The organism is Paenibacillus sp. J22FR83 (genome assembly GCF_059691955.1).
Window position 1 is genome coordinate 243,177 of the sequence record NZ_JCAUAM010000004.1, and the last position, 26,885, is coordinate 270,061.

The following is a 26,885-nucleotide window of genomic DNA, read 5'->3' on the forward strand; positions in this document are numbered from 1 at the left end:
GGACGTTGAAATCACTGAAAATCTTTTATGTGCTGCTTGCTACCGTACTAGGAATTATTTTCATAATGCCGATCTTATGGATGTTTTCCAATTCCTTCAAGACCGATATAGAAGTCATGTCACCGGTATTTCATTTGTTTCCGCAAGAATTCACGTGGGACAATTTCCATACCATTTTTGTTGGTGGAGCAGTGGAGGTTCCCATTTTCCGTTGGATGTTCAACTCCTTCTTCGTAGGTTTCGCTGCGACATTCCTGGTCATAATCTTGGATTCGATGGCTGCTTATGCGTTGGCGAAGTTAGATATTCCTTTTAAAAGAACACTATTTGCCCTATTCGTTGGATCGATGATGGTGCCAGGCATTATCTCTTTCTTACCTCAATATTTGAATTTCAGTAATTTCAATCTGATTAATACGTATTATGTACTTATTTTGCCATACTCAGGTGGGGCGCTTGGTGTGTTTATGTTAATTCAGTTTTTCCAGTCATTCCCAAATGAAATTATTGAAGCTGCGCGCATGGATGGGGCGAATAAATGGCAAGTATTCACGTCAGTTTTGATGCCATCTTCGGTTTCTATCGTTACGACATTGGCTATTTTCACTTTTATGGGTGTATTCAATGATTATGTATGGCCATTCTTTACGGTGACTGATCTTGAGATGAGAACGTTAACGGCTGGTGTGGCGGTTATGGCTACAGGAAGTTTCACACAATCGTATGGTAAATTAATGGCGCTTGCAACGCTATCAACAATCCCGACACTGATTATTTTCCTCATTGGACAAAGACAGTTTATTCAATCCATTACAGCAACTGGGGTTAAGCAATAGAGGTAGAGAGGCGATGCGAGGTGAATACGTAGTGGTGAAGCTTTTGATGTGGAAATTTCATGTGACTTGTTTAAGTTTGGTACTGTTAGCTGGATGTACGAAGGGAGCGGAAGAGATACAAATGAAGGAAACGAATAACGTTATTTCGTCGACAAAAGAAGCTAAAACATTTACCAATCCGATTATAGATAATGGGGCAGATCCCTGGGTTACGACCAAAGATGGTACCTACTACTATACGCATACAACGGGAAATTCTATCCGCGTGTGGAAGTCCAAGACACTGACGGGGTTAGGGGAGGCTGAGTATAAAGACGTCTGGTTTCCGCCAGTAACGGGTGCGAATACGTCTAATATTTGGGCACCAGAGTTACATTTTATTGCTGGAAAATGGTACATCTACTATGCCGCCGATGACGGCCAGAATGAAAACCATCGTATGTTCGTGCTAGAATCCGTGACGGATGATCCGCAAGGTGCTTATGTCGATAAAGGGATGATGGACACAGCTGGCCGCTGGGCGATTGACGGGACTACGCTGCAGAAGAAGGATGGATCGCTCTATTTCATCTGGTCAGGATGGGAGGGTGCTGTTAATGTTAGCCAGCATCTCTACATTGCACCTATGAGTAATCCATATACGATTAGTGGGAAGCCTGTTGAAATCTCACGTCCAACGTACGATTGGGAGCTGGTTGGTAATCCTACGATCAATGAAGGGCCGCAGGTCTTGCTGCATGAAGATCGTATTCATGTGATTTACTCGGCAAGCGGCAGCTGGACGGACGACTATTGTCTTGGCATCCTAAGCACGGATATGAGCAGTGATGTGCTGAATCCGACTTCTTGGAAGAAGGGTGAGAAGGCGGTGTTCTCGAAGACGGATCAAGTTTTTGGCCCTGGTCATAACTCGTTTACCAAGTCAGTGGACGGCAAAGAGGACTGGATCGTGTACCACGCCGCCAAAACCCAAGGCTCCGGCTGGAATCGCAACGTGCGCATGCAGTCATTCCAGTGGAACAAGGATGGGACGCCGAATTTCGGCACCCCGATTGCGGAAGGCGTGCCGATCGCGGTTCCTGGCGGCGAGTAATCGGGGAGGCAGGGAGTGAGCGGCTGCGGAAGTAAAGAGATAGCGCCCTTTTCGGGCGCTAAAGTCGTTGCACGGCTGCGAATAGCCGCGCCGGCGAAGAGATAGCGCCCTTTTTGGGCGCTAAAGTCGTTGTGCGGCTGCGAATAGCCGCGCCGGCGAAGAGATAGCGCCCTTTTCGGGCGCTAAAGTCGTTGCGCGGCCGCGAATAGCTGAGCCAGCAAAGAGATAGCGCCCTTTTCGGGCGCTAAAGTCGTTGCGCGGCCGCGCAGCTTCTTTTTCATCTACAAATCCAAAAATATGTCCATGTCTTACGGAAATAGGTCATTGGCTTGCCTCTGCTTAAGTTTGTATAATGAAGGCATAGTTCGAAGGCAAGGAGGGGATTCATGTGAGCGATAGACAACGACAAGGTAAGGGAGCAGCCAAAGCTTTATGTATTCTTCTCCTGTTGAGCACGTGTACATTAGGTTGTGATTCGAAATCGGATCCGATGCTCGATGAGCCTATGGCGAGTAAACTGCGAATTACTTTTTGGACACCATTCAGCGGTGGAGATGGACAGTTTATGGCGGAGCTCATTCAGCAATACAATAGTGAGAATAAGGATCACGTGAAAATAGAGCAGATCAATAATAACTCCGGTGATTACTATACGAAGCTGTCTACAGCAATCGTTACCGAAGAGGCCCCGGATATCGCCATCGTGCATTCGGCCAAGTATTCGCAGTACGCGCCTGCTGGATTCCTGACAGATCTAGATGCGTTAGCGATCGAAGCTGGCGTCCATTGGGATGATTTTAACCCGACAATTCTACAAAGTACGGTTGCTGACAATAAACATCTGGGAATCCCGCTCGATACGCACTTGGAAGTCATGTACTATAACAAGGATTGGCTGAGGCTCGCGGGCTTGTTGGATGAGAAAGAAAAACCAATTATTGCGAGCGGCGAAGCGGGGTACTTAGACTTTTTGGAGAAAATCCGAGCTAGCGTGCCATCGAATGTGACGCCATTAGCTGAACCCAATGTGCGAATCGACTCCTTCTGGATTTGGTATTCTTTCTATAATCAAATGAATCAGGATGGCGGTAGATTCTACACCGACGATGGCAAATCGGCTGCCATTGACAATGCGTCTGCGCTGAAATCATTGGAATTCGTCAATTCGTTATATACGAAGAAACTTATTTTACCGAATATTAATGATCAGATTCAAACCTTTGTGAAAGGTTCAGCAGCGACGTTAATTTCTGGAGTATGGGGAACAGGAACGTTCGAGCAAGCGACGGATTTACATTTCGGGGTGACCAAAATTCCACAAATCTACGATCATCCAGCGGCGTGGGGAGATTCGCATACCTTCTCGCTGCCGTATCATGAAAAGCCAGACAAACAAAAGCAACTCGCTGCGCTTAAATTCGCGAATTGGGTAGCTGCACATGGTGCTAGCTGGGCGAAGGCAGGACACATACCTGCTGTGAAGAAAGCAGTTCTTTCCGAGGAATTTCAAAAGCTGAAATACCGTCCGGACTATGCCAGTGCAGCTGATGATGTGAAATATTTCCCGAATCAACCACGGCAAGGTACGATCAACGACGAGATTGTGCGTGAGTTTGAGAAGATGATGGCGGGCCAAATCACGCCACAAGAGGTGCTGCAAAATGCGCAAGCGATCATTAATGCGAATCTTCAAATCCAGCAAAATACGAATGCGAAATAAGCTGCAGCTCATCAAAGATTTGCCAATCGCGATGAAGTTGATCGTGTTAAGTGCTGTTTTTATAGCGGTACCACTCGGCATAGCCAGTTATTTAACGTTTACAAGCTATTCGGCATCCATTCAGAAAAATACAGGGAAATATCAGATGGATGTGGTGAAAGAACTGACCGCCAATATCGATACGTACTTAAATGAACTCAATTTGTTGACATTGTTACCATACCAATCTCCACAAATCATGAAGTATTTGGAAGTTGGTGATCAGTCGAATGCGTCTCTCTCATTTAATGATCGCGTAACCATTGAGGATTTTGCGAAACGCGTATTTGCGAATGGACGTGTGGACATTTCGGGGCTAACACTGTTTCGTACGAAAAGTGGAAATGCGTATTCCGCAATGTCAGAAGAACAAGCCAACTTTATGCCTCGTGATGCTCGGAATGAAGTGTGGTACAGCAAGGTTTCGCAGACGGGCAAAATGGTATATCTCGGAACGTTTAATAAACAAGGCATGGGTTTGCCCAATCAAGTGTATTCTTTTGCCCGAAAAATAAGAAGTGTCGATACAGGTGCTGTGTTAGCTTACCTCGTGCTTGATGTAGATAAGAATATTATTCGTAATAAGATAGAAGCGATATCGAATGATAAGAAGAATATTATGATCGTGGATAATGAAGGTTCGATGATCTATAAGAGCCTAATCAATGGACCCGATGCGGAGCAAATCAAGCATTTCAAAGGCATGGGAACAGTTGTTTATAAACAAGATAACGATGCTGAGCTAGTTTCCTACTATACCTCACCTTTGACGGGGTGGACGATGATCGAGATGGTTCCGCTGGCGGTTCTGTTACAAGATACGATCTATGTGAGGAATTATATTATCGGTATTGGTGCCGCTTGTCTGCTGTTAGCCATCATTATTTTCACTTTATTTGCTCTTCGGATCACGAATCCAATTAGCGAGTTAAGAAATCTCATGAAAAAAGTTGTAGTCGGTGATCTGGCGGTGTCGATTCCGATTCATAGTCGTGATGAAATTGGTCAGCTCAGTCAATCTTTTAATATCATGGTCTCGAAACTCAGTGATCTAGGCTACCGACTGTATGAGTCAGAGATCAGGGAGAAAAATGCCCAAATATCAGCACTTCAGAGCCAAATTAATCCCCATTTTTTGTATAACACGTTAGGATCTATTAGTATGTATGCCGAGATTCAAGGTAATAAAGAAGTTGTGAAAATGACGAATCATCTTAGTAAACTTTTGCGCTACAGTATTAATAGTCAACAGAGTCAAGTTCCTCTCCATATGGAATTAGAGCATGTGACGGGGTATATGGCGATTCAACAAATTCGATTCGAGGATAAAATCCAGTTCCATGTCCGCATTGAGCCAGAATTGCTAAGCTATTCGGTGATTCGCTTTATTTTACAGCCAATTGTTGAGAATGCGATCGTGCATGGTATTGATAAAGGAAATGGCTACGGCACCATCAGTCTGATTGGTAAGAAACAAGATAATCATATGGTGATCCAAATCCAAGATGACGGCGCTGGCATGAGTGCTGTGCATTTACAGAACTTACTTGATCGAAAGTTTCAAATGACAACAACCGAAGAGGGCACAGGCGGTACCGGTTTAATGAATGTGCATCGCAGAATTGCCCTACGATATGGGAATCAGTATGGTGTAACAATCGAGAGCAACTTGCAGCAAGGAACGACGATTTCCTTAACTCTACCACTTATTGAAAGTCAGCACGAAGGGAGGAAATTGGATGCCTAGTATTATGATCGTGGACGATGAAACGATTTTCCGCAAAGGGATTCGTTTGATGATTACAGATATGCAAAGTGATTGGACTGTCGTTGATGAGGCAAAGGATGGTGCAGAAGCATTGGAAAAGCTGGAAGAACTGCAGCCAGATTTAATCATTACGGATATCAAGATGCCCCGAATCGACGGTATACAACTGCAATATATTGTGAAGGAGCGTTATCCGCATATTTCTTGTGTCGTTATGAGCGGATATAACGATTTTCAATATGCGCGCGAATCTTTACGCTTGGGTGCTAAGGATTACTTAATGAAACCTTTTCAGCGCGAAGAGTTATATGCGTTGTTGGCAAAGTTGCGGGAAGAATGGTTAACGGAAAAGAGACCCAATCACTCCCAGGGCATGGATCAACAAGTACAGAATGGGATGCGCCAGCATGTGTTAGCGGGTCTTCTGACGGGAAGTATTCACCACGGAGAGGCAGAATTGCTTGAGAATGTAGGTATTCAGTTTCCACATGCGTATATCTCATGTCTAATTGCCAAATTGGATCGGGATTCAGTAACAGACGAGCGTTATTATCAGTTGAATCCATCCCTGTTTTCGATCTATATTCAGCAATTTATACAAGAAAGTCTCGATGAGAGCTTCAAAGGTTATGTATGTATTCATCATGAAACGGAAGTTGTTGCTTTAATTAATTACGAGCATGTTGCGTCGATCCATGGGGATATGGAAAAGCTGACGAATCGGATTCGGAAGGAAATTCGGGTGCAATCCAATTTCACCCTTACCTTCGGGTTAGGCAGTCCTGCCAAGGACTTGGAATCTATTTCCAAATCATATAAAGAGGCAGGTTTGGCACTGCTCTATCGATTAGTAATTGGCGGTGATCGCTTGCTGTCCAACGAGATTGTTGCTGAGATGAATATGGAGAAACAGGATTGGCATGCGGCCGATTGGCACTCCTTGAATCAATATGTGCAAGAAGGTGACTTGGCAAATGTGCAGCAACAAGCTAGTCTCTACGTGACGAAGCTATGCAAGGAGTGGAAGGATCCAGAGATCATCCACCAACAAATTTGCAAAATGCTGCTGCATTTCTACGAGTTGGCTGTGAACTTGGCCGTTGTGAAGCAATGGCTGCAGAACACGGATGTGAAGCAGGTCTTGGTGGAGATTTACTCCTATTCATCGAGTAAAGAATTGATTGAGCGGTGTCAGAAGCTTCTTGGCGATCTCACCATCTGTATTGGAAACCGTCAGAAAAAGATGGTAACTAGCCCCGTCGAAATTGTCGTTCGATACGTTGAGGAGCATTATGCGGAATCAATCACATTAAATACGATGGCCGAAATCGTCTATCTCAGCCCGTCTTATCTCAGTTCCCTGTTCAAAAGCAAGCAAGGCCAGTCCTTCATAGATTTCCTGACAGAGAAACGGATTGAGAAGGCGAAGTTACTGCTGCTTCATTCCGATGAGAAGATTCAAGTGATCTCGGATTCTACCGGATTTACGAATATTCGACATTTCAATCGCGTGTTCAAAACCATTACGAATCGGACCCCTTCCGAGTTCCGTGAGGGGAAGGCTATAGCGGTAACAGAACCGTTCAAGTTGATGTAAACTTGAGCGGTTTTTTCTGTTTGTTTCCCTAGTATCCAATCCAAATTAGCTATATGGAATAAAATAATAGGAAAACTAGAATATGTGAAGGGGGATAAGGCAGGATGAAAAAAGTAACTGCCAATTTGGAAAATCAGGTGTATTCCAATCGCGTTGCTCGATCAGAATTCGATAACAATTGGAAAACAAGTGTGTCGAGCAGTGGTTATGTTGTGTATACAGCTACAAAGAATAACGCGAAGATCGTCGTTTTATTAACCACGGGGTTAAGAAAACTAATTATCTTCAATAGAGGCGGAAAGGTTCTCGTTGGCTCTGGCGGAGTAAGCCATTATAGTAAGCCACATAAAGCGAAAGATTTGAATTAAGGAGGTAGCGCGTGGTGCAAGTGCGAAGAGCGACGAGATAGTCGAAATAATCGACTATCTCGGGCGCCGCAGAAGCAGTATTCGTGGGTTTAAGCGGACAGCCTGTGAATTTTTATAAAAAGTAGTATAATTGAACTTAAGATATATAGCACATTTTTCTGAACCGAAACAATCCACAACCCGCGTCTTTAGAATTGCAAATTATGAGCAGCATATTCTCGATGGCAAGTGCCTACAAGATTAGCAAGTACACGGTATTACTTTCTGACATTTTCGCATATGATGCGATAAGAAGTGAATAACTATAAGGGCTGGGGAGTGGAAGGCATGTCATTTTTTGATAAAGTCAAGCAAGGGGCGTCTGAAGCCGCGAAAAAAGCACAACAAACCGTCGAGATAACGAAATTCAAAACACAAGTTTCATTGAAAGAGCGGGAAATAGATAAAATTTACAAAATTATTGGTGAATCGGTGTACACGTCTTATCTTTCCGGGGATTACACACAGGTGGAAGCGAACGTGTCGGAGTATTGCCAAGGTATCGCTCAAATCAATCAAGAGATTAGTGAACTTGAGCAGAAGATTGCCGAGGTTCGGAATGAAAAAGAGTGCAAATGTGGCAAAGTCGTTGCGGCAGATACTAAGTTCTGTTCGTCCTGCGGCCATCATTTCGCTTAAGTAGGTAGATAAAGTAGAGTGATAAAGCAGTTTTCACGGAGAATGCTTCTGTGGGAACTGCTTTATTGTTGGTTGGGCATCATCCTGTGCTATGATAGTGGGAAACAGGTAATTCATGGAGGCATGGAAGATGACTGAACTTCTTCAAGATCCGGTGGTCAAAGTTGAAATGTTGATTCGTAAACCAGTACAAGAGGTGTATGAAGCTTTGATCGATCCTGATATTACGTCGGAATTCTGGTTTACACACGGAACTGGCAGATTAGAGGCTGGATCTCACGTGCAATGGCATTGGGCTATGTATGGGGCAACCGCGGAGGTCGATGTCAAAGAAATCGAGCGAAACAAGCGCATTTTGATAGATTGGGGCACCTTGGTCGAGTGGACTTTTACTGAACAAGGAGCTAATGAAACTTTTGTAACTATTTCAGACTCCGGTTTCAGTGGAAGTGCTGATGAAAAAGTCAAACAAGCCCTTGATTCAACGGAAGGGTTTACGATTGTTTTATGCGGATTGAAAGCGTATCTGGAACACGGTATCCGCTTGAATCTTGTTGGGGACAAGGCACCTTACGCACATATTACCTAGCCCAACGCCCCCAGACCAGATGAGACTAGCTGTATAAAGTACAGTTAATTTCTCATGAAATAGCTGATATTACCAATTAGATGGAAAAACTCCAGTTATTTTTCACCTTTTCCACGATAAACGTGCAATTGGTTGAAATTAGCTGGAGTTTTTCCAGTTATTCTCCAAAAGTTAGCGATTAACGCATGATTAGCTGTAGATTTTCCAGTTATTCACCAAAATGACACGCTGGAGGGGGGGTGCTACTCTAACATACGCCCCTCATTCGCCGGCACCAACCGATTCTTTTGATAACGTGTCGCAACCTGCGCTAAATAAGTATGAATCCAAGCATCGACAGCTTCGGCGTTGAGACAGTTTTTGCGGAAATGACTCGGCGGTGTTCCTATTTCTCTGGTAAACACTTGCGTGAAGTAGTGGATGCTTTCAAAACCAGTATCCTCGGCAATTTGTTTTAAGGGGATATCGGTGTACCCTAGGAGATAGGCAGCCCGTTTAATTCTTTCCGTTTTCACAATGGACGGGAAGGTTTGCCCCAATTCATCCGAGATCAGACGGGAAAGCTGTCTTTCGGACAAATGCAGGCTCTGGGCTACGTCACTCAGTGACATTTTATGAGAAAGATGGTCCTGGATATAGGCTTTAACCTTCTTAAGCGTTCCTTGCAGCTCCCTGTCATAAGTAGCGGAAGATGTATCACCAGACCGGCAATGTTGCAGAAACAGAGAGATGCAGCTGATAACCAACGTATAGGCTAGTTGCTCAATAGTTTCTTTATAGCGGTCGCCTGTCTCCGAAGCTTGGATGAGCAGAGCTTGCCAGATAAGCATAGGTGCTGTTCTCTCGGCATTCGGAATAAACAGATGAGGATACGCGCACAGCTGGCTAAAATCCTGCATAAAAGCATCACTAGACTCAGAAGAAACAGGTTCTAATGCAAAAAATAATAACAGCATGCCGTCATCGCTTTGGATAGAATGGCGGCTTTCGGGTTTCGAGCAATAGAGTGTGCCTGGCCGCAAGGGATAGGTGATGCCATCATGAAAGTAATGTCCTTCGCCCTCGACGACGTAGCAAATTTCAAAAAAAGAGTGTGTATGTGGACGATTGCCCTTATGCTGCGGTTTCGCACCCCAATAGTGAACGAAGATGGAGGCGGTCGCACCCTTCAACTGTACCAGGTTTTGGTTGAGATATAGGTTACTCCGCGTATAAATGGATGGATTCAGCACGCATGAGGGCTCCTCTCAAGTAGATTGAAGACCATTATAGCATGGATTTTTTGAAAAAAAGCGGCATGTTTTTACAAAGACGAAAACGCCTACATTTTCTATACTTACATTCATAAGCAAGTAAGAACTTGAAAAGGGGTTGTTCGTTGTGGGAAATCAGGTAAACATTTCGCTCGCAGGCATCATGGGCTTTCCAGTAACACCATTTGATAGTCAAGAGCAAGTCGATGAGAAGGCATTACAAGCCAATATCCAGTTTTTAGTGGAAAATGGGTTGGATTCTGTATTCGTATGCGCAGGTTCAGGTGAATATCAATCCTTGGATATGAAGGAATATGGGCAAGTCGTGTCTGTGGGCGTTGCGACAGTTGCGGGCCGAGTACCTGTATTTGCTGGAGCAGGAGGCAATATTCGAGAAGCAGTGGCACGCATACAACTTGCAGAGAAGTTAGGTGCAGACGGTTTATTGCTCCTTCCGCCTTATTTGATCATACCCGAGCAGGAGGGTTTGTTTAACTACTATCGAACACTTGCACAAAGTACAAGTTTACCTGTTATTATTTATCAGCGTGATAACGCAATTTTCACCCTAAATACATTAGAGAAACTGGCAAACATACCTAATGTTATTGGTTTCAAGGATGGATTAGGCAATTTCGAGCTAAACATTGAATTCGTACAAGCAATCGGTTCCAAGTTACAATGGATGAATGGCATGCCACTTGCAGAATTAACAATGCCTGCCTACTCAGCTCTAGGCTATCTATCTTATTCATCGGCTATTTCCAACTATATTCCGCAGGTATCCAGGGCATTTTATACCAGTTTGGTTGCTGGAGATCAAGCGATGGTCAACTCCATCTACCAAGAAGTGATTCTGCCCATCCATCGGATTCGTCAGTTGCGCAAAGGGTATGCGGTTTCTTTAATTAAAGCAGGCATGAACATTGTTGGTTTGCCGGTTGGTCTGGAAGTTCGAACTCCGCTGGTTCAAGTGGAACGTGAGCATTTCATACGGTTGGAATCCATTATTAAACGAAGTTATGATCTGGTTGCAATCACCAATAACGGGTAGGAGGAAAATATCCCATGATGAAAGTATCCATACAAGTGCCCACATGTGAATTATCCGATAGTGATTTAAGACAAATGTGCCAACTTGGCGTTGACTGCATCGATTTTACGCAGGGTGGTTCATTCCCAGGTGTTCGTGAGCAAGGTTTCCCAGACCTTGATAAACTTTTACAGTTAAAACGCAGAATTCGTTCACACGGGATGGAAATTAATCGGGTTACACTGCCTGATATGTCGACCAGCTTTATGTTGGAGGAGCCTGGTTCTGAGATTCAATTGGAGAATGTTAGCCAAGCGATCAAAACTTTCGGCGAAGCCGGGATTACGCTTGTACGCCAGCGTTTTGCAGGTGATGTCTTTCCTTATATGGCGGAGGAATATACCGCTGTACATCGAGGTGGCGCGTTAGTGCGCGGGGAGTCCCTGAAACGCAATCCGGACAAACAACCTCCCACTGTGGAGCAATTGAATGCTTGGTGGAAGCGTTTTGATGCTGTATTCGGTAAACTGGTGCCTCTTGCTGAAGAGTATGACATGAAGTTAGCCGTGCATCCATCTGACACGCCTTACCATAACACGCCATTCGGTGGCCTTGGTTTGAATCGGGTCATCGACAGTTTCCCTAGCAGAAATGTAGGTCTAGTTTACTGTGTAGGTACGAGGGGAGAAGCAGGTGGTACGCCGCTCGTTCTTGATGAAATTTATCAGTATGGTCGTAAGGATAAAATCTTTCTGGTTCATTTCCGGAATGTACGGGGTAGTCTAGCAACCGCTGGAGCGTTCGAAGAGGCGATGTTGGATGACGGACATATGAATATGGCCAAAATATTGCTCGAACTTCATAAAGTTGGTTATAACGGCTGCATAAATCCAGATCATATCACGTCGCTCGAAATGGATCGTGCACCGCATCGCAGTGCCGAAACCAAAATGAATTGGGTTGGCTGGGCTTATGCCATTGGTTATGTAAAAGCGTTGTTGGCGGCATTAACGGAGTTCAGAGGCGGGAGAGATTAATATGGGGGAAATAAAAACATATCTGAACTATATCAATGGAGTCTGGATGTCTTCATCCAGCGGCGAAGTAGAGGAAAGTATAAATCCCGCGAACCGGCATGAGATTGTGGGGTATGTGCAGAATTCGACCCTTGCAGATGTGAACCAAGCGGTGGCGTCTGCGTTAGCGGCGAAACATGCTTGGCGTAAATTATCCGGTGCAGCGCGTGGCGAGTATTTGTACAAGGTTGCAGATAAATTGGAGCGCCGATTGGATGAAATTGCAACCATGATGACGCTTGAAATGGGAAAAACATTCCCAGAAGCCAAGGGTGAAACCGCAAGAGGCATCGCGATTCTTCGCTATTATGCTGGCGAGGGCATGCGGAAGATAGGTGATGTGATTCCTTCGACGGACAGTGAGGCACTCATGTTTACAACACGCGTTCCCTTAGGCGTTGTTGGTGTAATTACGCCGTGGAATTTTCCCGTGGCTATTCCGATTTGGAAAATCGCTCCCGCTCTAATTTTCGGTAATACAATCGTGTTCAAACCAGCTCAAGAAACCGCAGTTACAGCGGCACTCGTCATGGAGTGCTTCCAAGAAGCTGGAATTCCTGCCGGCGTTGTCAATATGGTGACGGGTCAAGGAGATGTGATTGGGCAAGCGATCGCAGATCATCCGGACATCCACGGAATTACTTTTACAGGATCGGATCGCATTGGAAAAATAGTTGGACAGCGCGCACTCGCCAAAGGCGCGAAGTATCAACTGGAAATGGGTGGTAAAAATCCAGTTATCGTAGTCAACGACGCAGATCTAGATCTCGCGGTTGAAGCAACAGTGAGTGGCGGCTTGCGCTCAACAGGGCAGAAATGCACAGCAACGAGTCGAGTGATCGTACAGAGCGAAGTGTATGATGCTTTTAAAGAGAAGCTGCTTCAGCGCATTAAAGAGATCCGACTTGGCCCTGGTATAGAGGCAGCTACATGGATGGGACCTTGTGCAAGTGAGAAGCAATACAATACGGTTCTATCCTATATTGCCAAAGGGATTGAAGAGGGCGGCACTTTGCTATGTGGCGGCGGGAAAGCTCAAGGCTTAGATGCAGGATTTTTCATTGAACCTACTGTATTTGAACACATATCTAGCTCAATGACTATCGCTCAGGAAGAAATTTTCGGACCTGTTCTCGCCTTAATTAAAGTGGATTCCTTCGAGGAAGCCGTTCGTATTGCGAACGATGTGAAGTTCGGACTTAGCGCGTCGATTTTCACGCGAGACTTCTCGAAAATGCTGGCTTTCATGAACGATATCGATGCAGGCCTTGTTCGCATCAATGCTGAAAGCGCAGGCGTGGAGCTGCAAGCCCCATTCGGCGGCGTGAAAATGTCCAGCTCGGGCTCACGGGAGCAAGGGCAGGCGGCAATTGAGTTCTACACCGATATCAAAACGGTGTTTATCAAATCTTGAAATAGAGAGCCAGTTGCTAACGCAGCTGGCTTTGTATTTGTACATTAACTTAGCAGCGTATCTCGCCGAGGTGGATTAGTCCGATTTCGGACTATTTGCTATAAGAAGAGGCATGCTTATTCGGAAAGAGCTAATTTTATTTCTCCGCTCCATTCCTGCCGGTAATATCTCGCAAAAGTGGCATTTACATTGAAAAAGAGGTATATTGGCAGGAATGTCCTTCAGAAACGGAGGTTGGTGTGGTGTGATGATGATGGTTGGCATCCTAGTTGTCCTAGTCCTAGTAGTGCTAGTAGCACTATTTATCGTATATAGTACCTTGTGGGTGAAGTATTCCTATACTCAACTAGGTGACCCAAGTCATGAGAATATTACTGTTGCACAGATTTCTGATTTGCATGGACAAACCCGTTTCATCAATGGTTCCTTGAGTACACTAGTGAATAAAGTGAACCCTGATTATGTAATGATTACAGGTGATTTGGCGTCTACCAAAGCGCAACTGGACCAAGTATTGAACGAAATTCGCCAGATGAAGTGCCAGAATTTATTATTTGTTCCAGGTAATCATGAACGTTATGGGATCGTGCAGTCCCGTCTGCAACTAAGTTCGGATCAAGACTACGAGGAAATTCTTCGTACGATTGAAGATGCGAATATTACCGTGTTATCTAACCTTGATTTCCCTGTTATGATCGGAGATAAGAAGTGGTTGTTCTATGGATTTGACAACTCCTTGTATGGCAAAGAGCGGCTACATATATCACCTGAGAAGCTCCAATGTTATGACGTCGTCATTATGCTAGCTCATTCTCCAAGTATTATTGAAACTGTATTAAAGCAGAACGTTCCCTATGATTTATTACTCGTCGGGCACACGCACGGGGGACAGATTAGGTTATTTGGTCGAACGATTGGTGCATATAAAAACTATCACGTAGGGCTCAAACGTATCGATAACCGTAAGCATTTCTATATTAATCGAGGTTTAGGAACCTCAAGATTGTTACCGATTCGTGTGGCGTGTTCGCCAGAGATTGCCGTTTTTAAGATTGGTTTGTAGACGTGAAATGAGATATGATGAGGCTGCTGCGTGAATTCGCGGTGGTCTTTTTTTGGTGGAAAAAGGAATTAAATACGGGTTACCGAATTAAGAAGGATAACAAGGTTGTGCTAACGTTCATGGTAATGAATCCTGTGATCACTTATTAAGGAGGATGCAAGGTATGAGTAAACACATCTACATCATTACAGGAACCTCAAGCGGGTTAGGGTCAGCGCTAGCAAAGCTGCTGTTGTCCAAAGAAACGCTGGTATTCGGGTTATCTCGAACGGCGAATAAAGAAATTGAACGGCTAGCGAACGAAGTACACGCAAATTACAAGTTTATAGCGATTGACCTTACTCAAGTACATACGATCGAAGTAACCTTGCGAGAGCTGGTTGCGTCGATTGATGCAACAACAGTTGAATCAATAACCCTAATTAACAACGCGGCAACGGTAACGCCGATTAAGCCGATTGAAGCCTGTTCAGTCACGGAAATCGAGGCATCCATTCAACTGAATCTAGCAGCACCGATTGTACTTGCTTCGAGCTTTTTGCAGGAAACTGCGAAATGGTCAGCCAAACGTTCCATTGTTAACATTTCATCCGGATCAGGTCAGTATCCAGCAAGCAACATGAGTGTCTACTGCTCGACCAAAGCTGCGCTGAACATGTTCACGAAATGTGTGGCTATGGAACAAAAAACGAAAGAAAACCCTGTACATATTATTACAATTGATCCTGGCATGATGAATACGGGGATGCAACAAATAGCGCGAGAAAGCGATTTCGAGTTAGTGACTTATTTTAGAAAACAGTATGAAGATGGTCAGCTAGTGGAGCCAGAGATGGTTGCCCGGAACATTATACGTGAACTTAGTGGCATGGCTTGCCCACTATCAGATTGACTATCATCATATCCTGTTAGTGGAAGATAAGCTTCAAGCTTTCATAAGCTGTGGAGTAGGTTAGGAATCAGATTGAACATTTGGTTTCGGCATATTTGTAGATACGCCAAAAAACGTTTTTGTCATTTGACAATGAACGTTTTTTGTATGTCTGGCTTACAACGTTTGTCCACTATCAACGGTAATGATTTGTCCAGTCATGGCTTCCTGCTCCAAAGCTGCACATATAAACTGAGCGATATCTGCAGGCGTTGCAATTTGCTGGAGCAGCAGGTTAGGAGCTAGTTTCTGCATGCGTTCTTCTCTTCCTGCCCACCAACGAGTGGCTACTGCACCTGGTGCGACACAATTCACCCTAATGTGGGGGGCGAGCGCTCGTGCTAACGATTTGGTTAAACCGTGGACAGCGGACTTGGAAATTGCATAGGGAAGAGATGAACCAGCTCCGGTTAATCCTGCTATACTGCCTACATTCACAATCGCTCCTTGTCCGCTTGCTTTCATCATGGGGGCAACAGCTCTTGCACAGTAGAACATTCCTTTCACATTTACATCGAATAATTCATCCCATATATCTTCCGTTACAGCGTCAAGATCATAGAGTGGAATATGATGTGTAATACTTGCATTATTAACCAATACGTCAACGCTTCCCAAAGAAGAGTCAATGGACTGAACCATCTCGATGACTTCGTTGTTATTGGAAACGTCAGCTTGTATGGCTATCGCACGACCACCTTCGTCTATAATCTTTTGAACGGTTTCCTCGGCTTCCGCCTTCGATCGTGAATAGTTCACTGCGACCGCAGCCCCTCGCTTAGCTAATTCGAAGCTGACCGCTTTTCCTATACCCGTACCGCCTCCTGTAACGAGTGCTACTTTATTAACGAATTGGATGGGAATCTCCTCCTGATTTACTGAATGGCATATCTACGTTCATTGTAATGGTTGATCTGTATTCTGTATAATTGAAGATATTGAACAATGAGTTCAAATATTTTGAACTATTGGATTGGAGCATGCGATGGATATTAAAACGTTAAAAACGTTACATATGATTGTGAAACATGGCAGTTTTCATCAAGCGGCTGAGGAGCTGAACTATGCTCAATCTACGGTGACGATGCAAATTCAAAAGTTGGAAATCGATTTAGGTATTCAACTCTTAGAGCGTGGTAAGAAAATCCGATTAACGGAAGCAGGTCAATTATTTTACGAGGAGAGTTTGGAGATTGTTAATCGGATGGAGAGGTTGCAAACGAACATATCCCAACTGCAATTGGGTGAAGTGGGGAACGTGCGAATCGGGTTGACCGAACCAACGGCGAGTTATCGCTTACCGCAATTGTTAAAAGAGTTCATGACGTTGTACCCGCGAATTCGTGTATCGCTCGAAATTGCGAGCACGCCAGCGCTCATCGCGTCATTACAACATGGCAATATCGACTTTGCGTGCTGTTCGGCACCAGAAATCGGAACCGATCTCTATTTTCATCCATTATTTTCAGAGAGATTTGTAGCGCTAATCCCTGAAGAGCATCCCCTAAGTCAGTATGAGAAACTTGAACCGAGTCTATTCCAAGGGCATCGTCTATTAATAACATCAGCTACATGTCCATATCGTAAGAAGCTTGAAATGATTCTTCAAGAGTTAGGCTATGTAGGCCTAGATACGATGGAGATTGGCAGTATGACCGCATTGAAAACTTACGTGGAAAATGGAATTGGCTTTGCACTCGTGCCCGAGATTGTACTTGATCCGTTACCTCGTGGTACCAAAGCGCTTCCAGTGAGTGGCGCAGCCATAGACATGTTGACGGGGCTCTTGTATAAATCAGCTCCATTAAGTTATGCGAGTGGACAGTTTTACCGTTTTTTGAAAGAGAAACTGAACTCTCGAGATTGCCAAGATGGACAGAAAATCAATCCTATGCTAACATGTTTCTGATGATAATGATTATCAATGAGATGTTGATGAGATGAATCACAATTGGAGATGATGAAGTTGCAAGGAACGTTGGACACGTTAGAATTCGCAAATCGTACGATTTATGTCTATACACCACCATCCTACAGCAAGGATGAATCAAGACGTTTTCCGTCCATCATCGTGCAAGATGGGAATTATCTTTTCGTAGATTCGATGGCTGAACTTGAAGCTGATTTTGCAAGTGGTGTAACGGAAGAAGTTATTTTCATCGGTATTGAACCGCAGGATCGCAATCGGGAATACACACCTTGGAGAGCGGATAATCTGATGAATGACGGTGGTTTCTATGACGGTGAAGCTGATATGTATTTAAAAATGGTTACGGAAGAAATCATTCCCTATGTGAGAACACATTATCGGATCATAGAAGATGCAGCTCAAACAGGTATAACTGGCGCTTCCTTTGGAGGATTGGTTTCACTATATGCTGCTTTTCAGAAGCCCGAATATTTCGGCCGATTCGCTCTTATGTCCGCTTCACTCTGGTATGAAAATATAATGGATTTCATTGAAGGGCATGCGTTCACTCAATCTGAGATGCGGTTCTATATGTATGTAGGAGAGCAAGAAGGGGTGGGGAGAGCGACAATACAGCAATATATGGTACCGAATACGAGAAAAGCGTACGAGTTATTATCGCAGAAAATTCCGGGCGGTAACGAATGTATTCGTCTTGAGACAGATCCTGAGGGCTTGCATTTACATAGTTATTTTAATGCGAAATTCCCTCATGCAATCAGATTTATGTATCCAGGTGACAGGAAGTAAATAAAACCAGCAATCAAGGACTTTACGAATGTCCAAGGTTGCTGGTTTTTTGTGTATTGACGCTCTAATTTGAGGGAGTATCTAATAAAGCTGCGGCGCAGTGGATCTATGTTTCGCAGCTTGTTTCATCGGTCTTCCCACAGGAATATAGATGGCATTATCCACTGCCATTAGTCTCGATACAACCTTATCGGACAAGACGTTACGGCCATCTAGTAGGATTGGCTGGCTCATAAGCCCAACCATGGAAACCCAGTCTAATTCTGCGAATTGCGGCCATTCGGTCATGATGATAATGGCATGTGCACCTGCAGCTGCGTCATAAGCGGTGTCCATCTGGCTCACATGATCTAGTCCGTGTTGTTGGACGACAGGATCATACGTCTGCACCTCAATGCCATACAGGTAACATAATCGCAGCAGTGTGAGGAAGGGTGCATCACGCATATCATTCGTATGGGGTTTGAAAGAAACGCCGAGCACAGCAAGACGCTTACCGCGTGGATTTCCCCAAATTGTTATCAGCTTCTCCAACAATTGTGGAATTCGTTCCTCGTTGATTTGAGCAGTTGCTTCCAATAAGGGAAGTGAGCGGCCAATCGCCTTGCCGGATGACAGCAGCGATTGCAAATCTTTGGAGAAGCAGGAGCCGCCATAGCCAATGCCTGCTTGCAAAAAGTGTGGACCGATGCGGCGATCCGCGCCTACGCCTTGCATAACCTGGCGATTGTCTGTACCGTAGCCTTCGCAGATGTCCGCTATCATATTGGCGAAAGAAATTTTCATGGCCAAGAATGTATTGGACGCATATTTGATCAGCTCTGCGCTGCGACGATCGCATACTTGAATTGGGGCAGGAATCCCACGGTATAGTTGGTGAAGTGTCTCCTTGGCTTGATGTGAATGACAACCAAAAACGATGCGATCCGGGTTCATGAAATCTTTAATCGCACTACCCTGACGTAGAAATTCCGGGTTGAACACGACTTCCGTATGCAGACCAACAGCATGGAGATTCGCCTCTAATTCATCGCAAGTGCCCACGGGTACGGTGCTTTTCATAATGATGAACGGAGGACAGACGTCTGCGGCTTGCTTTAATTGCGCAATCACATTGTCAACTTGACTCAGATCGCTTCGTCCATTCTCGCCTGTTGGGGTGCCAACGGCAATCATGAGCGCATCAGCACCCTTCGCTGCATGAACGATATCGGTGTCAAAGAACAAACGGCCATCGCGAAGGCATGCCTCTAGCATTTCCTGCAGATCAGGCTCCCAAATGGCTAATTTATTCGCACGTAGGTCCTGAATGATAGGTTCCCGATCGACAGCAGTGACGAAATGACCCAGCTTAGCGAAGCATACTGCAGCTACTAATCCAACATATCCCGTTCCAATAATCGTTAATCTCATGTGGTTTCCTCCTTCAAGCCGAATAGAAGCCAGATTTCTTACCGATGCGGCGAAAATCAATGATCATCTCATAATCATGAAGCAATTGATCAAAGATTGCGTCCCACGAGCGACCGAGAGCGAATTCTCTCGCTTTGAAACGTAATTTTGCCATCCGGTCATTGTCTTCTACCAAAGCGATAATTTCTTGAACGAAGGATTGCGGTTGACGCGGAGCGCATAGCATCCCATTTTCTCCGGAACGTACCATTTCTCGAACGCCGCCGCTATTGGCTGCTACGACGGGAAGCCCTGAGGCCATAGCTTCTTGTACGACATTGCCAAACGTTTCTGTGCTCGAAGGAAAGACGAAGAGATCAGCAGAAGCATAGATCTGAGCGAGTTCCTCACCACTTTTATATCCGGCAAAGGTGACATTCGAAGGAGCAGAATCACGCAGTTCTTGAAGCTGTGGACCATCCCCAACAATAAGCCAATGCATTTGTGACTTCACAGAGTCTGGCAACAATTTCATAACTGCAGTTAGGGTATCTATATCTTTCTCAGGCGCAATGCGACCTACATATAAGAGGAGGCAAGGAGCTGTAATGCCATATCGTTCACGAACGCTGATGCTATTCTTCTCTGGTGAATATAAAGTGCAGTCTACGCCTCTCGTCCATAGCTGCAAGCGATCTATGCCTTGCTCTTGCAAGATGTCTAAGGTATCGCGAGAAGGAGCGAAGGTAGCATCACAGGAGTGATGAAACCATTTCATATAACTCCAATAAAGGGGGATCGCAGCTTTCATATGATAATAAGCCAGGTAGCGATCAAAGTGAGTATGATAAGAGGCCACATGCGGAATACGGTGTTTGCGAGCGTAGTGCAGACCACATAATCCAAGGTTAAAAGGGGTTGCCATGTGGAGAAGATCGGGCCCAAAACGATCAAGCTCTGTGCGAATAGCAGCTAGGTTCGGTAAGGCAAGACGACATTCGGGATACAGAAAGAAAGGAATGCTCGTTACAGGGCGAATGGGTTCAGAATAAACCATATCAGCGGTGCTTTTTGGTGAAAATACAAGATGTTCAATGCCCCTTCGATTCAAATAATCCGTTAAACGTCCAAGTGTGAGAGCAACGCCGTTCATTTGAGGAACAAAAGTGTCGGTAAACAACGCGAGACGCATATGAATCCCTCCTGTAGTTCCAAGTTTAGCTACAGCGTAGCAAGGGAGTGTTCGGGGAATGTCAAGGGAATATGAAGGTCATATTATAATTTGGTCCTAGGCATAAGGTGATTTGAAAATCATATACTGGCGCGAGAAAATATTTTACCTGTATACAAGAAAAATGAATATTGCCTCGTGACTAGCTTCCCTTGTATGGTGAGGTCGAAACGACGAATCTAGGAATGAAAAGGAGCCATACAAGATGAAGAACAAGTTAAAATTAGGTATCGCAGGAGCAGGTAATATTTTCAAAGTTGCCCATGCGCCGGTTCTTGCTGAGCACACTGAAATCGAGCTCGTTGCCGTTTGCGATCCGATTGCCGATAGAGCGAAACAGCAAGCTGAGCAATGGGGAATCCCGCATTATTATACGGATTATAAAGAAATGTTGGCTAATCATCCTGAATTGGACGCGGTTGACATTTGTGCGCCAAATAAATTCCACAGTGATATTGCGGTTGCGGCTCTTGAAGCTGGACTTCATGTGTTCTGTGAGAAACCGGATGCTATTTCACCGGAAGAAGCGAGTCGAATGGCGATTGCTGCTGAGAAATCTGGCAAGCTGCTGATGACGATGAGGAATAATCGGTTTCGGCCAGCAATCCAATTCCTTCACAAGTACGTAGGGGCTGGTCATGCCGGAGATATCTATACGGGGCGTTGTGGCTGGGTGAGACGCAGAGGAATTCCAGGTAAAGGCGGATGGTTTACAACCAAGGAATTATCTGGTGGAGGCCCTCTGATTGATCTCGGCGTACATTTTATTGACGTAGCTGTATGGCTTATGGGCAATCCAAAACCTGTTTCCGTAGTGGGAGCCACTTACACCAAATTTGCCGATACCTCCCTAAGTGATTCGGCACATAGTCAGTTCGGTGAGAAATTAGATCAAGGCATCTACGATGTGGAGGACTTGGCTACTGGATTTATTCGTTTCGACAATGGAGCTACACTCCAAATTGAATTCAGTTGGGCTTCGAATATCGAAGAAGAGATGAATTTTGTTGAATTGCGAGGAACCAAAGCAGGGTTCACTTTTAAACGCGGGGAAACGAAGATTTTCACGGAAATTGAAGGCACTTTATGTGACATTTCACCAAAGCTTGCGAAGGACAACCACGGTCACGGTGAGCATTTGCATCACTTTATTGATTGTGTCCAGGGCAGAGATCAACCGATTATTACCCCAGCGGATGGCTTACATATGATACAAATCTTATCAGCTATCTATGAATCAGCGCGTACGGGATCAGAAGTGAAACTATAACTTTGCTAGCGACCTGATTTGTCTTTATATGTTTGCGGTTAAGGGGTAAGCGAAGCTTACCCTTTTCCTATTAGGTGTAAGGTAGATGAATAGATGAATAGATGGAAAATGAGGCAATTTTAACTACATATTTGCAGTTAAATTAAATATCCAACTCAAATTACCGAAAATAACTGCATTTTTTCCATTAAATAGAAATATTCTGGGGCATTCTCGCAATACCGCATTCAACCAGCGTACTCATGCTTTTCAAATTTAGATAAGGAGTGTAAACAAAATGATTAGAGAACACGTATATTTACATAATGTGACAGAAGTAGAGGAGCATCCAACGACGCGAGAACTACAGTTATATCGATTTCCTAAGCATGTCCGCCATGCACTGGGGGACCGAGGACGTATTGTGTCTGAAGAAGTCAGCGGGTGTGAGATTAGGTTCGTAACAGAGGCTCCTACGATTCGTGTCACTCTCTGTATACCGGAAACGGACGGGGATGTGTTTATTTTCAAAGGGGGACTATTCCATTCCCAGCATCGATTGCAGGCAGGCGTGAGGCATACGCTTCAATTGGAATCGCCGAATCGTATCCATACCGTTGATCGCGAGCAATTGCTGCAAGCTGGTTTTGCTCCCGAGGTATGGCGGATCTTCTTCGGAAGGACGACTTGTCTGATTTCCCATTTGCATACATTCGGGTATCCTATCCGACCACCACAACCGCATGAAATGCCACAACTGAAGTGGCTTGCGTACGGTTCGTCGATTACACATGGTATGTATAATCAGCCAATGACTTACATCCAACAAGCAGCGCGAAGATTGGGTATGGATGTGTATAATTGCGGTCTTAGTGGTTCCTGTCTGTGTGAGAAAGAGGTTGCCGATTTCTTAGCTTCTCGTCACGATTGGCAGATTGCCACGATGGAGCTAGGTGTTAACATGCGGGATCGTTACACGGTGGAACAGTTTCATGATGCTACCGCGTATTTGTTGAGTAAGCTGATTACGCATCATCCGAATAAACCAATTTTCGTCATTACGATTTTTCCGAACTTTGCGACCTACAATGATAGCGAAACTACGAAGAAAGATGCCGCATTCAACGATATTCTTCGCGCGCACGTAAGAAAGTTTAATCATCCTCATCTACATCTCATTGAGGGTACTGACATTTTAGATGACTTCTCGGGGTTATCGGTAGATCTCGTGCATCCTGGCGAATATGGACATATGAGAATGGCTTATCAATTGGCAGAGCAAATCAAGCAGATTTTAACGGGAAAATGGAGCAGATGTGATTAACGAGAAAGTTGATGATGTCTTTTTTGCCAGATTTCCTTTAAAATGAGTTGTAAAATCGATGCTATCCAGCAACAGGAGAGATGTGCCGTGCAGAAAAAATGGTTGTATCGCTTAATTATGTCTTACATTCCTATCTTTTTCGCGGTGATCTTTTGCCTGATGCTGTTATTTTTTATGACCATGAGTGATTTGGTTCGTAAACAGACACTTCAAGCGAATGAAGTTTTCGCTGGACAGGTTGTACAAATTCTTGACTCAACCTTGAAGAATATAGACACAGTCGCTAGCAAAAATGTGCTGTTAAATAGCAAAATTACGGCTTATTTTAATAGTAAAGCGCAACAATCGGTATATAACTATTATGAGGTGACCGAAGTTCTTCAGGATTTCATGGCATCTGTGCCGATGATTGAATCGGTATATTTATACAGGGAGTCTGATGGCAAAATCATCATGCAGCACTTCTCATCGGAGCTGACTCAGTTTGGTGACAAAGCGTTCGTCAAAGCATCGATGTCCGTTCAAAGCCCTATGATGTGGAGTAATCTGCGGACACTTTCAATCTTTCAAGACGAGGAGCAGACGAAGCGTGTAATTTCATTGGTCAAAAAAGTTCCTTATTACTCCGGTGAGCAAGGGCTCATCGTAATTAATGTGAGAGCGGACTCACTGCATGATTTGACGCGTGAGATGAAGATTGATGGCGTTTCCTCCTTATGTCTTGCTGATAGCAACGGGAATAGCTTTGAAGGCTCTGGTCGCAAATGTGTTCAACCGGGTCAAGATGAATCGGATGATACGATTGTCAAATCGTCGTATTCAGATTGGACACTACACATTGGGATGAAGCACGAGGGTCTCTTCGCTTATGTTTCTACCTTTTCTTATGTATGGGTATTGCTTGGGTTTATGACCATTATTGCCGGGATTGCCGCTATGACTTATATTAGTCATCGTCATTATCGCCCGCTCGATCAGGTTATGAATCGGATTTCCACTTTCTCCGAGCACAAGAACAGTTTAGTGAAGCGCCAGGAAACGGATGATGAGTTCGCTTTTATCGACAAATCTCTGGAAAGCTTGATTGAACATACGAATAACTATGATAAATTACAAGCGGAAGGGATGTTATTCCGTCGTGCTCAACTGTTTAAGGATGTGCTGGATGGCACGCGTGTATTGCCAACGCATAAACTGGCAGCTGAACTAGATGCTGTTGGGCTCCATGAGGCATTCGATCATATCGTGGTTGCCGTTATTGAGATGGATGATTATCGGACATTTGCAGAGTCGTATACGCAAAAGGATCAGTCCCTTTTCAAATTTACGCTGCGGAGTGCTGTTCAGGAAATTGCCGAAGCAGAGAATGAGCATCTCTGGACAGAGTGGATAGCTCCTCATCAGTTAGGTTTACTGTACCGAACAGAGGGAGAAGATCGTGAAAGACAAACGATTCTCAAGATCAAAACAATGGCCGAACGTGCAAGAGCTTGGATCGAACAATATTTGACTTTCACCGTGACGATTGGGATCGCCAATATACTCAAGCAGACGGAGACACTATCCGTTTCCTTCCTTGAAGCACGCAAAGCGTTGGAGCGCAAGATTTCAGTTGGTCCGAATGGTGTACATATCTATGATTCTCGCTGGGACTTGCTTACGGAGGGAAGAGGGCTGGATACGTTGCAAATGGATCTACGTGAAGCTGCTCAGCTATTCCGCATCGGAAATTCCGAGTGGGAGCTGCTGCTCCAACAATCGTTTGATACGATGGTAGCGGGTTTCTATACCAAAGCAGAATTAACCAGCTTGCTGCGTACTTTCAAAATGCAGCTGCATCGTGAAATGCAAGAACTGCCGCAAGAGTTTCAAGAGAAATGGCGTGGGGGCGGCTATGTGCGAATGAATGCCCTGGCGGACGACTTTGAGTGGATTGGGGAAGCGCAAGCGAAGCTGCTGCCGCCACTAAAGGAGACACATGGTGAACTGCAAGAATTGCGAATGAACCGTGAGCAATATACATTGGCTTCAAACGTACAAGCCTACTTGGCTGCTCATTACGGCAACCCGGATGTATCGTTAGCTCAAGTTAGTGAAACCTTTGATGTGAATACCAAAACATTAAGTCGTATCTTTAAAGAAGAAATCGGTGAGAAGTTTGTCGATCACTTAGCGAGAATTCGAACAGAACAAGCGAAACAACTACTGGAGGAAACGACGGAGCCTGTGCAGGTCATTTCCGAGAAGGTGGGTTATCTGTACCCGATGTCCTTTATCCGCGTATTCAAGAAAATCGTAGGTACGACGCCTGGCGATTATCGCAAAGAATTCGAGGAACGCAAGGGAAATCCAAGCTAATTCTCGTCATCAACTTTCTCATCCATTCGTTAGAAACCCGGCCATTGACCGGGTTTCTTTGCTTTCTCTGCAATCATGTATACGAGAAAAGTGAATATTGCTCGGAGTGCTTGCAAGACGGTATGTTGGTGTCAGCCAAGGCACAACACAACTGACACAAGGAGGTATGACATTGGAAACAAGTCCAATACTCGACACAAGAACTAAAGCCAACATGAAAGCTAATCAAAAACCAACATCGAAAGCTAGAACCTTTTGGATGAGCCGGCGAGTTCGACAAAACATTCCGCTCTGGATCATGTTTCTACCGATCGCAGCCTTTTATCTCATTTTCAAATATACGCCGATGCTTGGACTTGTGATTGCTTTTAAAAACTACAATTTCTATGAGGGGATTTGGGGGAGCCCGTGGGTGGGGTGGCAGAATTTCCAACATCTCTTCACACAAGCTCAATCCGTACAAATTATTCGGAATACGCTCGTTTTAAGCGTACTATCCGTGTTCGTGAGTTTCCCATTTCCAATTATACTTGCCATTCTATTGAATGAAGCACGCAAGATGTGGTTCAAACGCATGGTACAGACGCTCGTCTATTTGCCTCACTTCTTTTCATGGGTCATTGTTGGGGGAATCGTCGTTACCTTGTTTTCGCAAAGTGGCGTGATTAATGCGGGAGTGGCGAAGCTGTTCGGAGAATCCTATGCCTTCCTATTTCATGAATGGTCGTGGGTTTCCATCTTCCTAGGATCGGGGATTTGGAAAGAAGCGGGCTTCAGCGCCATTATTTATCTGGCAGCATTGACCACTATTGATCCCAGCCTCTATGAAGCAGCAAGTATGGATGGCGCGAATAAATGGAAGCAAACTTGGCACATTACCATACCGGGAATTAGTCCTACGATTATCCTCATGCTCATCTTGGCAATGGGGCATGTGATGGAAGTTGGATTCGATCAAGTGTATGTGTTGCAGAATTCAATTGTCTCCAATGTATCAGATGTAATTTCGACTTTCATTTATCAAACGGGTTTGCAGGGCGGTCAATTTAGCTTAACAACAGCACTTGGTTTGTTCGAATCGCTTGTAGGGCTTGTGCTTGTTGTGATGACGAACGCAATCGCGAAACGGTTTAACCGTCAATTATGGTAAAGGG

Annotated in this window: 23 protein-coding genes; 19 read left to right on the plus strand and 4 right to left on the minus strand. The window is 44.7% G+C overall.

Annotated elements, in window-relative coordinates; translation table 11 throughout:
* The first annotated feature begins 5 nt into the window (after window positions 1-5).
* The 8 genes from AC58PV_RS09640 (at window position 6) to AC58PV_RS09675 (ending at window position 8,688) form a co-directional block, all read left to right on the plus strand.
* Window positions 6-836, plus strand: coding sequence for a carbohydrate ABC transporter permease (locus AC58PV_RS09640; protein ID WP_497432040.1), 831 nt, complete (start codon window positions 6-8; stop codon window positions 834-836).
* A gap of 46 nt (window positions 837-882) precedes the next feature.
* The gene (locus tag AC58PV_RS09645) at window positions 883-1,929 is read left to right on the plus strand and encodes a glycoside hydrolase family 43 protein (protein WP_497432041.1); all 1,047 of its coding nucleotides are present in this window, start codon (window positions 883-885) and stop codon (window positions 1,927-1,929) included.
* A gap of 388 nt (window positions 1,930-2,317) precedes the next feature.
* Window positions 2,318-3,649: an ABC transporter substrate-binding protein gene (locus AC58PV_RS09650; protein ID WP_497432042.1), complete on the plus strand. Its 1,332-nt coding sequence runs from the start codon at window positions 2,318-2,320 to the stop codon at window positions 3,647-3,649.
* The gene (locus AC58PV_RS09655; protein ID WP_497432043.1) at window positions 3,591-5,435 is read left to right on the plus strand and encodes a cache domain-containing sensor histidine kinase; all 1,845 of its coding nucleotides are present in this window, start codon (window positions 3,591-3,593) and stop codon (window positions 5,433-5,435) included. The genes AC58PV_RS09650 and AC58PV_RS09655 overlap by 59 nt, the downstream gene beginning before the upstream one ends.
* Window positions 5,428-7,053 carry a response regulator gene (locus AC58PV_RS09660; RefSeq protein ID WP_497432044.1) on the plus strand — a complete coding sequence of 542 codons (1,626 nt, stop codon included), beginning with the start codon at window positions 5,428-5,430 and terminating at the stop codon, window positions 7,051-7,053. The genes AC58PV_RS09655 and AC58PV_RS09660 overlap by 8 nt, the downstream gene beginning before the upstream one ends.
* Window positions 7,054-7,157: 104 nt before the next feature.
* On the plus strand, window positions 7,158-7,421 hold the full coding sequence (locus AC58PV_RS09665; protein ID WP_497432045.1) for a hypothetical protein: 264 nt from the start codon (window positions 7,158-7,160) through the stop codon (window positions 7,419-7,421).
* A gap of 327 nt (window positions 7,422-7,748) precedes the next feature.
* On the plus strand, window positions 7,749-8,099 hold the full coding sequence (locus AC58PV_RS09670; protein WP_068667460.1) for a hypothetical protein: 351 nt from the start codon (window positions 7,749-7,751) through the stop codon (window positions 8,097-8,099).
* 130 nt (window positions 8,100-8,229) lie between these two features.
* Window positions 8,230-8,688, plus strand: a complete 459-nt coding sequence (locus AC58PV_RS09675; RefSeq protein WP_497432046.1) for an SRPBCC family protein — start codon at window positions 8,230-8,232, stop codon at window positions 8,686-8,688.
* A gap of 242 nt (window positions 8,689-8,930) precedes the next feature.
* Here AC58PV_RS09675 and AC58PV_RS09680 read toward each other — a convergent pair whose 3' ends face one another.
* Window positions 8,931-9,920 (minus strand): helix-turn-helix domain-containing protein, encoded by a 990-nt coding sequence (locus AC58PV_RS09680; RefSeq protein ID WP_497432047.1) that lies wholly within the window; start codon window positions 9,918-9,920, stop codon window positions 8,931-8,933.
* 148 nt (window positions 9,921-10,068) lie between these two features.
* Between AC58PV_RS09680 and kdgD the strand changes: the two genes are divergently transcribed.
* From kdgD to AC58PV_RS09705, 5 genes are all read left to right on the plus strand, one after another.
* Entirely contained in the window at window positions 10,069-10,995 is a 927-nt protein-coding gene (gene kdgD / locus AC58PV_RS09685) for a 5-dehydro-4-deoxyglucarate dehydratase (protein WP_497432048.1), read from the plus strand.
* Window positions 10,996-11,009: 14 nt separating this feature from the next.
* Complete coding sequence (locus AC58PV_RS09690; RefSeq protein WP_497432049.1) at window positions 11,010-12,011, plus strand: mannonate dehydratase; 1,002 nt, start codon at window positions 11,010-11,012, stop codon at window positions 12,009-12,011.
* 1 nt (window position 12,012) lies between these two features.
* Window positions 12,013-13,464, plus strand: coding sequence for an alpha-ketoglutaric semialdehyde dehydrogenase GucD (gene gucD, locus AC58PV_RS09695; protein ID WP_497432050.1), 1,452 nt, complete (start codon window positions 12,013-12,015; stop codon window positions 13,462-13,464).
* A gap of 247 nt (window positions 13,465-13,711) precedes the next feature.
* On the plus strand, window positions 13,712-14,527 hold the full coding sequence (locus tag AC58PV_RS09700; RefSeq protein WP_497432163.1) for a metallophosphoesterase: 816 nt from the start codon (window positions 13,712-13,714) through the stop codon (window positions 14,525-14,527).
* A 163-nt stretch (window positions 14,528-14,690) separates the two neighbouring features.
* Window positions 14,691-15,419, plus strand: a complete 729-nt coding sequence (locus tag AC58PV_RS09705) for a (S)-benzoin forming benzil reductase (RefSeq protein ID WP_497432051.1) — start codon at window positions 14,691-14,693, stop codon at window positions 15,417-15,419.
* A gap of 156 nt (window positions 15,420-15,575) precedes the next feature.
* On the opposite strand, the gene AC58PV_RS09710 is transcribed toward AC58PV_RS09705, so the two are convergent.
* Complete coding sequence (locus AC58PV_RS09710; protein WP_497432164.1) at window positions 15,576-16,316, minus strand: SDR family NAD(P)-dependent oxidoreductase; 741 nt, start codon at window positions 16,314-16,316, stop codon at window positions 15,576-15,578.
* A 127-nt stretch (window positions 16,317-16,443) separates the two neighbouring features.
* Here AC58PV_RS09710 and AC58PV_RS09715 point away from each other — a divergent pair, with 127 nt between their 5' ends.
* Both AC58PV_RS09715 and AC58PV_RS09720 read left to right on the plus strand, forming a co-directional pair.
* Entirely contained in the window at window positions 16,444-17,367 is a 924-nt protein-coding gene (locus AC58PV_RS09715; RefSeq protein WP_497432052.1) for a LysR family transcriptional regulator, read from the plus strand.
* A gap of 57 nt (window positions 17,368-17,424) precedes the next feature.
* Complete coding sequence (locus AC58PV_RS09720; protein WP_497432053.1) at window positions 17,425-18,177, plus strand: alpha/beta hydrolase; 753 nt, start codon at window positions 17,425-17,427, stop codon at window positions 18,175-18,177.
* A gap of 81 nt (window positions 18,178-18,258) precedes the next feature.
* Here AC58PV_RS09720 and AC58PV_RS09725 read toward each other — a convergent pair whose 3' ends face one another.
* Entirely contained in the window at window positions 18,259-19,590 is a 1,332-nt protein-coding gene (locus AC58PV_RS09725; RefSeq protein ID WP_497432054.1) for a UDP-glucose dehydrogenase family protein, read from the minus strand.
* Window positions 19,591-19,603: 13 nt separating this feature from the next.
* On the minus strand, window positions 19,604-20,761 hold the full coding sequence (locus AC58PV_RS09730) for a glycosyltransferase family 4 protein (protein ID WP_497432055.1): 1,158 nt from the start codon (window positions 20,759-20,761) through the stop codon (window positions 19,604-19,606).
* Between the two features lie 244 nt (window positions 20,762-21,005).
* Between AC58PV_RS09730 and AC58PV_RS09735 the strand changes: the two genes are divergently transcribed.
* The 4 genes from AC58PV_RS09735 to AC58PV_RS09750 all read left to right on the plus strand — a co-directional run bounded on the left by AC58PV_RS09735 (window position 21,006) and on the right by AC58PV_RS09750 (window position 26,881).
* Window positions 21,006-22,070, plus strand: coding sequence for a Gfo/Idh/MocA family protein (locus AC58PV_RS09735; protein WP_497432056.1), 1,065 nt, complete (start codon window positions 21,006-21,008; stop codon window positions 22,068-22,070).
* Between the two features lie 277 nt (window positions 22,071-22,347).
* Entirely contained in the window at window positions 22,348-23,373 is a 1,026-nt protein-coding gene (locus AC58PV_RS09740; RefSeq protein WP_497432057.1) for an SGNH/GDSL hydrolase family protein, read from the plus strand.
* Window positions 23,374-23,460: 87 nt separating this feature from the next.
* The gene (locus tag AC58PV_RS09745; protein WP_497432058.1) at window positions 23,461-25,731 is read left to right on the plus strand and encodes a helix-turn-helix domain-containing protein; all 2,271 of its coding nucleotides are present in this window, start codon (window positions 23,461-23,463) and stop codon (window positions 25,729-25,731) included.
* A 214-nt stretch (window positions 25,732-25,945) separates the two neighbouring features.
* Window positions 25,946-26,881: an ABC transporter permease gene (locus AC58PV_RS09750; RefSeq protein WP_497432165.1), complete on the plus strand. Its 936-nt coding sequence runs from the start codon at window positions 25,946-25,948 to the stop codon at window positions 26,879-26,881.
* The last annotated feature ends 4 nt before the right edge of the window (window positions 26,882-26,885 follow it).

What these genes read in the sequence shown, in the direction of transcription:
- AC58PV_RS09735 (WP_497432056.1), top strand. Translation starts at nt 21,006, where the DNA reads ATGAAGAACAAGTTAAAATTAGGTATCGCAGGAGCAGGTAATATTTTC.
- AC58PV_RS09670 (WP_068667460.1), top strand. Translation starts at nt 7,749, where the DNA reads ATGTCATTTTTTGATAAAGTCAAGCAAGGGGCGTCTGAAGCCGCGAAA.
- AC58PV_RS09705 (WP_497432051.1), top strand. Translation starts at nt 14,691, where the DNA reads ATGAGTAAACACATCTACATCATTACAGGAACCTCAAGCGGGTTAGGG.
- AC58PV_RS09655 (WP_497432043.1), top strand. Translation starts at nt 3,591, where the DNA reads ATGCGCAAGCGATCATTAATGCGAATCTTCAAATCCAGCAAAATACGA.
- AC58PV_RS09750 (WP_497432165.1), top strand. Translation starts at nt 25,946, where the DNA reads ATGAAAGCTAATCAAAAACCAACATCGAAAGCTAGAACCTTTTGGATG.
- AC58PV_RS09740 (WP_497432057.1), top strand. Translation starts at nt 22,348, where the DNA reads ATGATTAGAGAACACGTATATTTACATAATGTGACAGAAGTAGAGGAG.
- AC58PV_RS09675 (WP_497432046.1), top strand. Translation starts at nt 8,230, where the DNA reads ATGACTGAACTTCTTCAAGATCCGGTGGTCAAAGTTGAAATGTTGATT.
- AC58PV_RS09730 (WP_497432055.1), bottom strand. Translation starts at nt 20,761, where the DNA reads ATGCGTCTCGCGTTGTTTACCGACACTTTTGTTCCTCAAATGAACGGC.
- AC58PV_RS09725 (WP_497432054.1), bottom strand. Translation starts at nt 19,590, where the DNA reads ATGAGATTAACGATTATTGGAACGGGATATGTTGGATTAGTAGCTGCA.
- AC58PV_RS09645 (WP_497432041.1), top strand. Translation starts at nt 883, where the DNA reads ATGTGGAAATTTCATGTGACTTGTTTAAGTTTGGTACTGTTAGCTGGA.
- AC58PV_RS09665 (WP_497432045.1), top strand. Translation starts at nt 7,158, where the DNA reads ATGAAAAAAGTAACTGCCAATTTGGAAAATCAGGTGTATTCCAATCGC.
- gucD (WP_497432050.1), top strand. Translation starts at nt 12,013, where the DNA reads ATGGGGGAAATAAAAACATATCTGAACTATATCAATGGAGTCTGGATG.
- AC58PV_RS09690 (WP_497432049.1), top strand. Translation starts at nt 11,010, where the DNA reads ATGATGAAAGTATCCATACAAGTGCCCACATGTGAATTATCCGATAGT.
- AC58PV_RS09660 (WP_497432044.1), top strand. Translation starts at nt 5,428, where the DNA reads ATGCCTAGTATTATGATCGTGGACGATGAAACGATTTTCCGCAAAGGG.
- AC58PV_RS09700 (WP_497432163.1), top strand. Translation starts at nt 13,712, where the DNA reads ATGATGATGGTTGGCATCCTAGTTGTCCTAGTCCTAGTAGTGCTAGTA.
- AC58PV_RS09715 (WP_497432052.1), top strand. Translation starts at nt 16,444, where the DNA reads ATGGATATTAAAACGTTAAAAACGTTACATATGATTGTGAAACATGGC.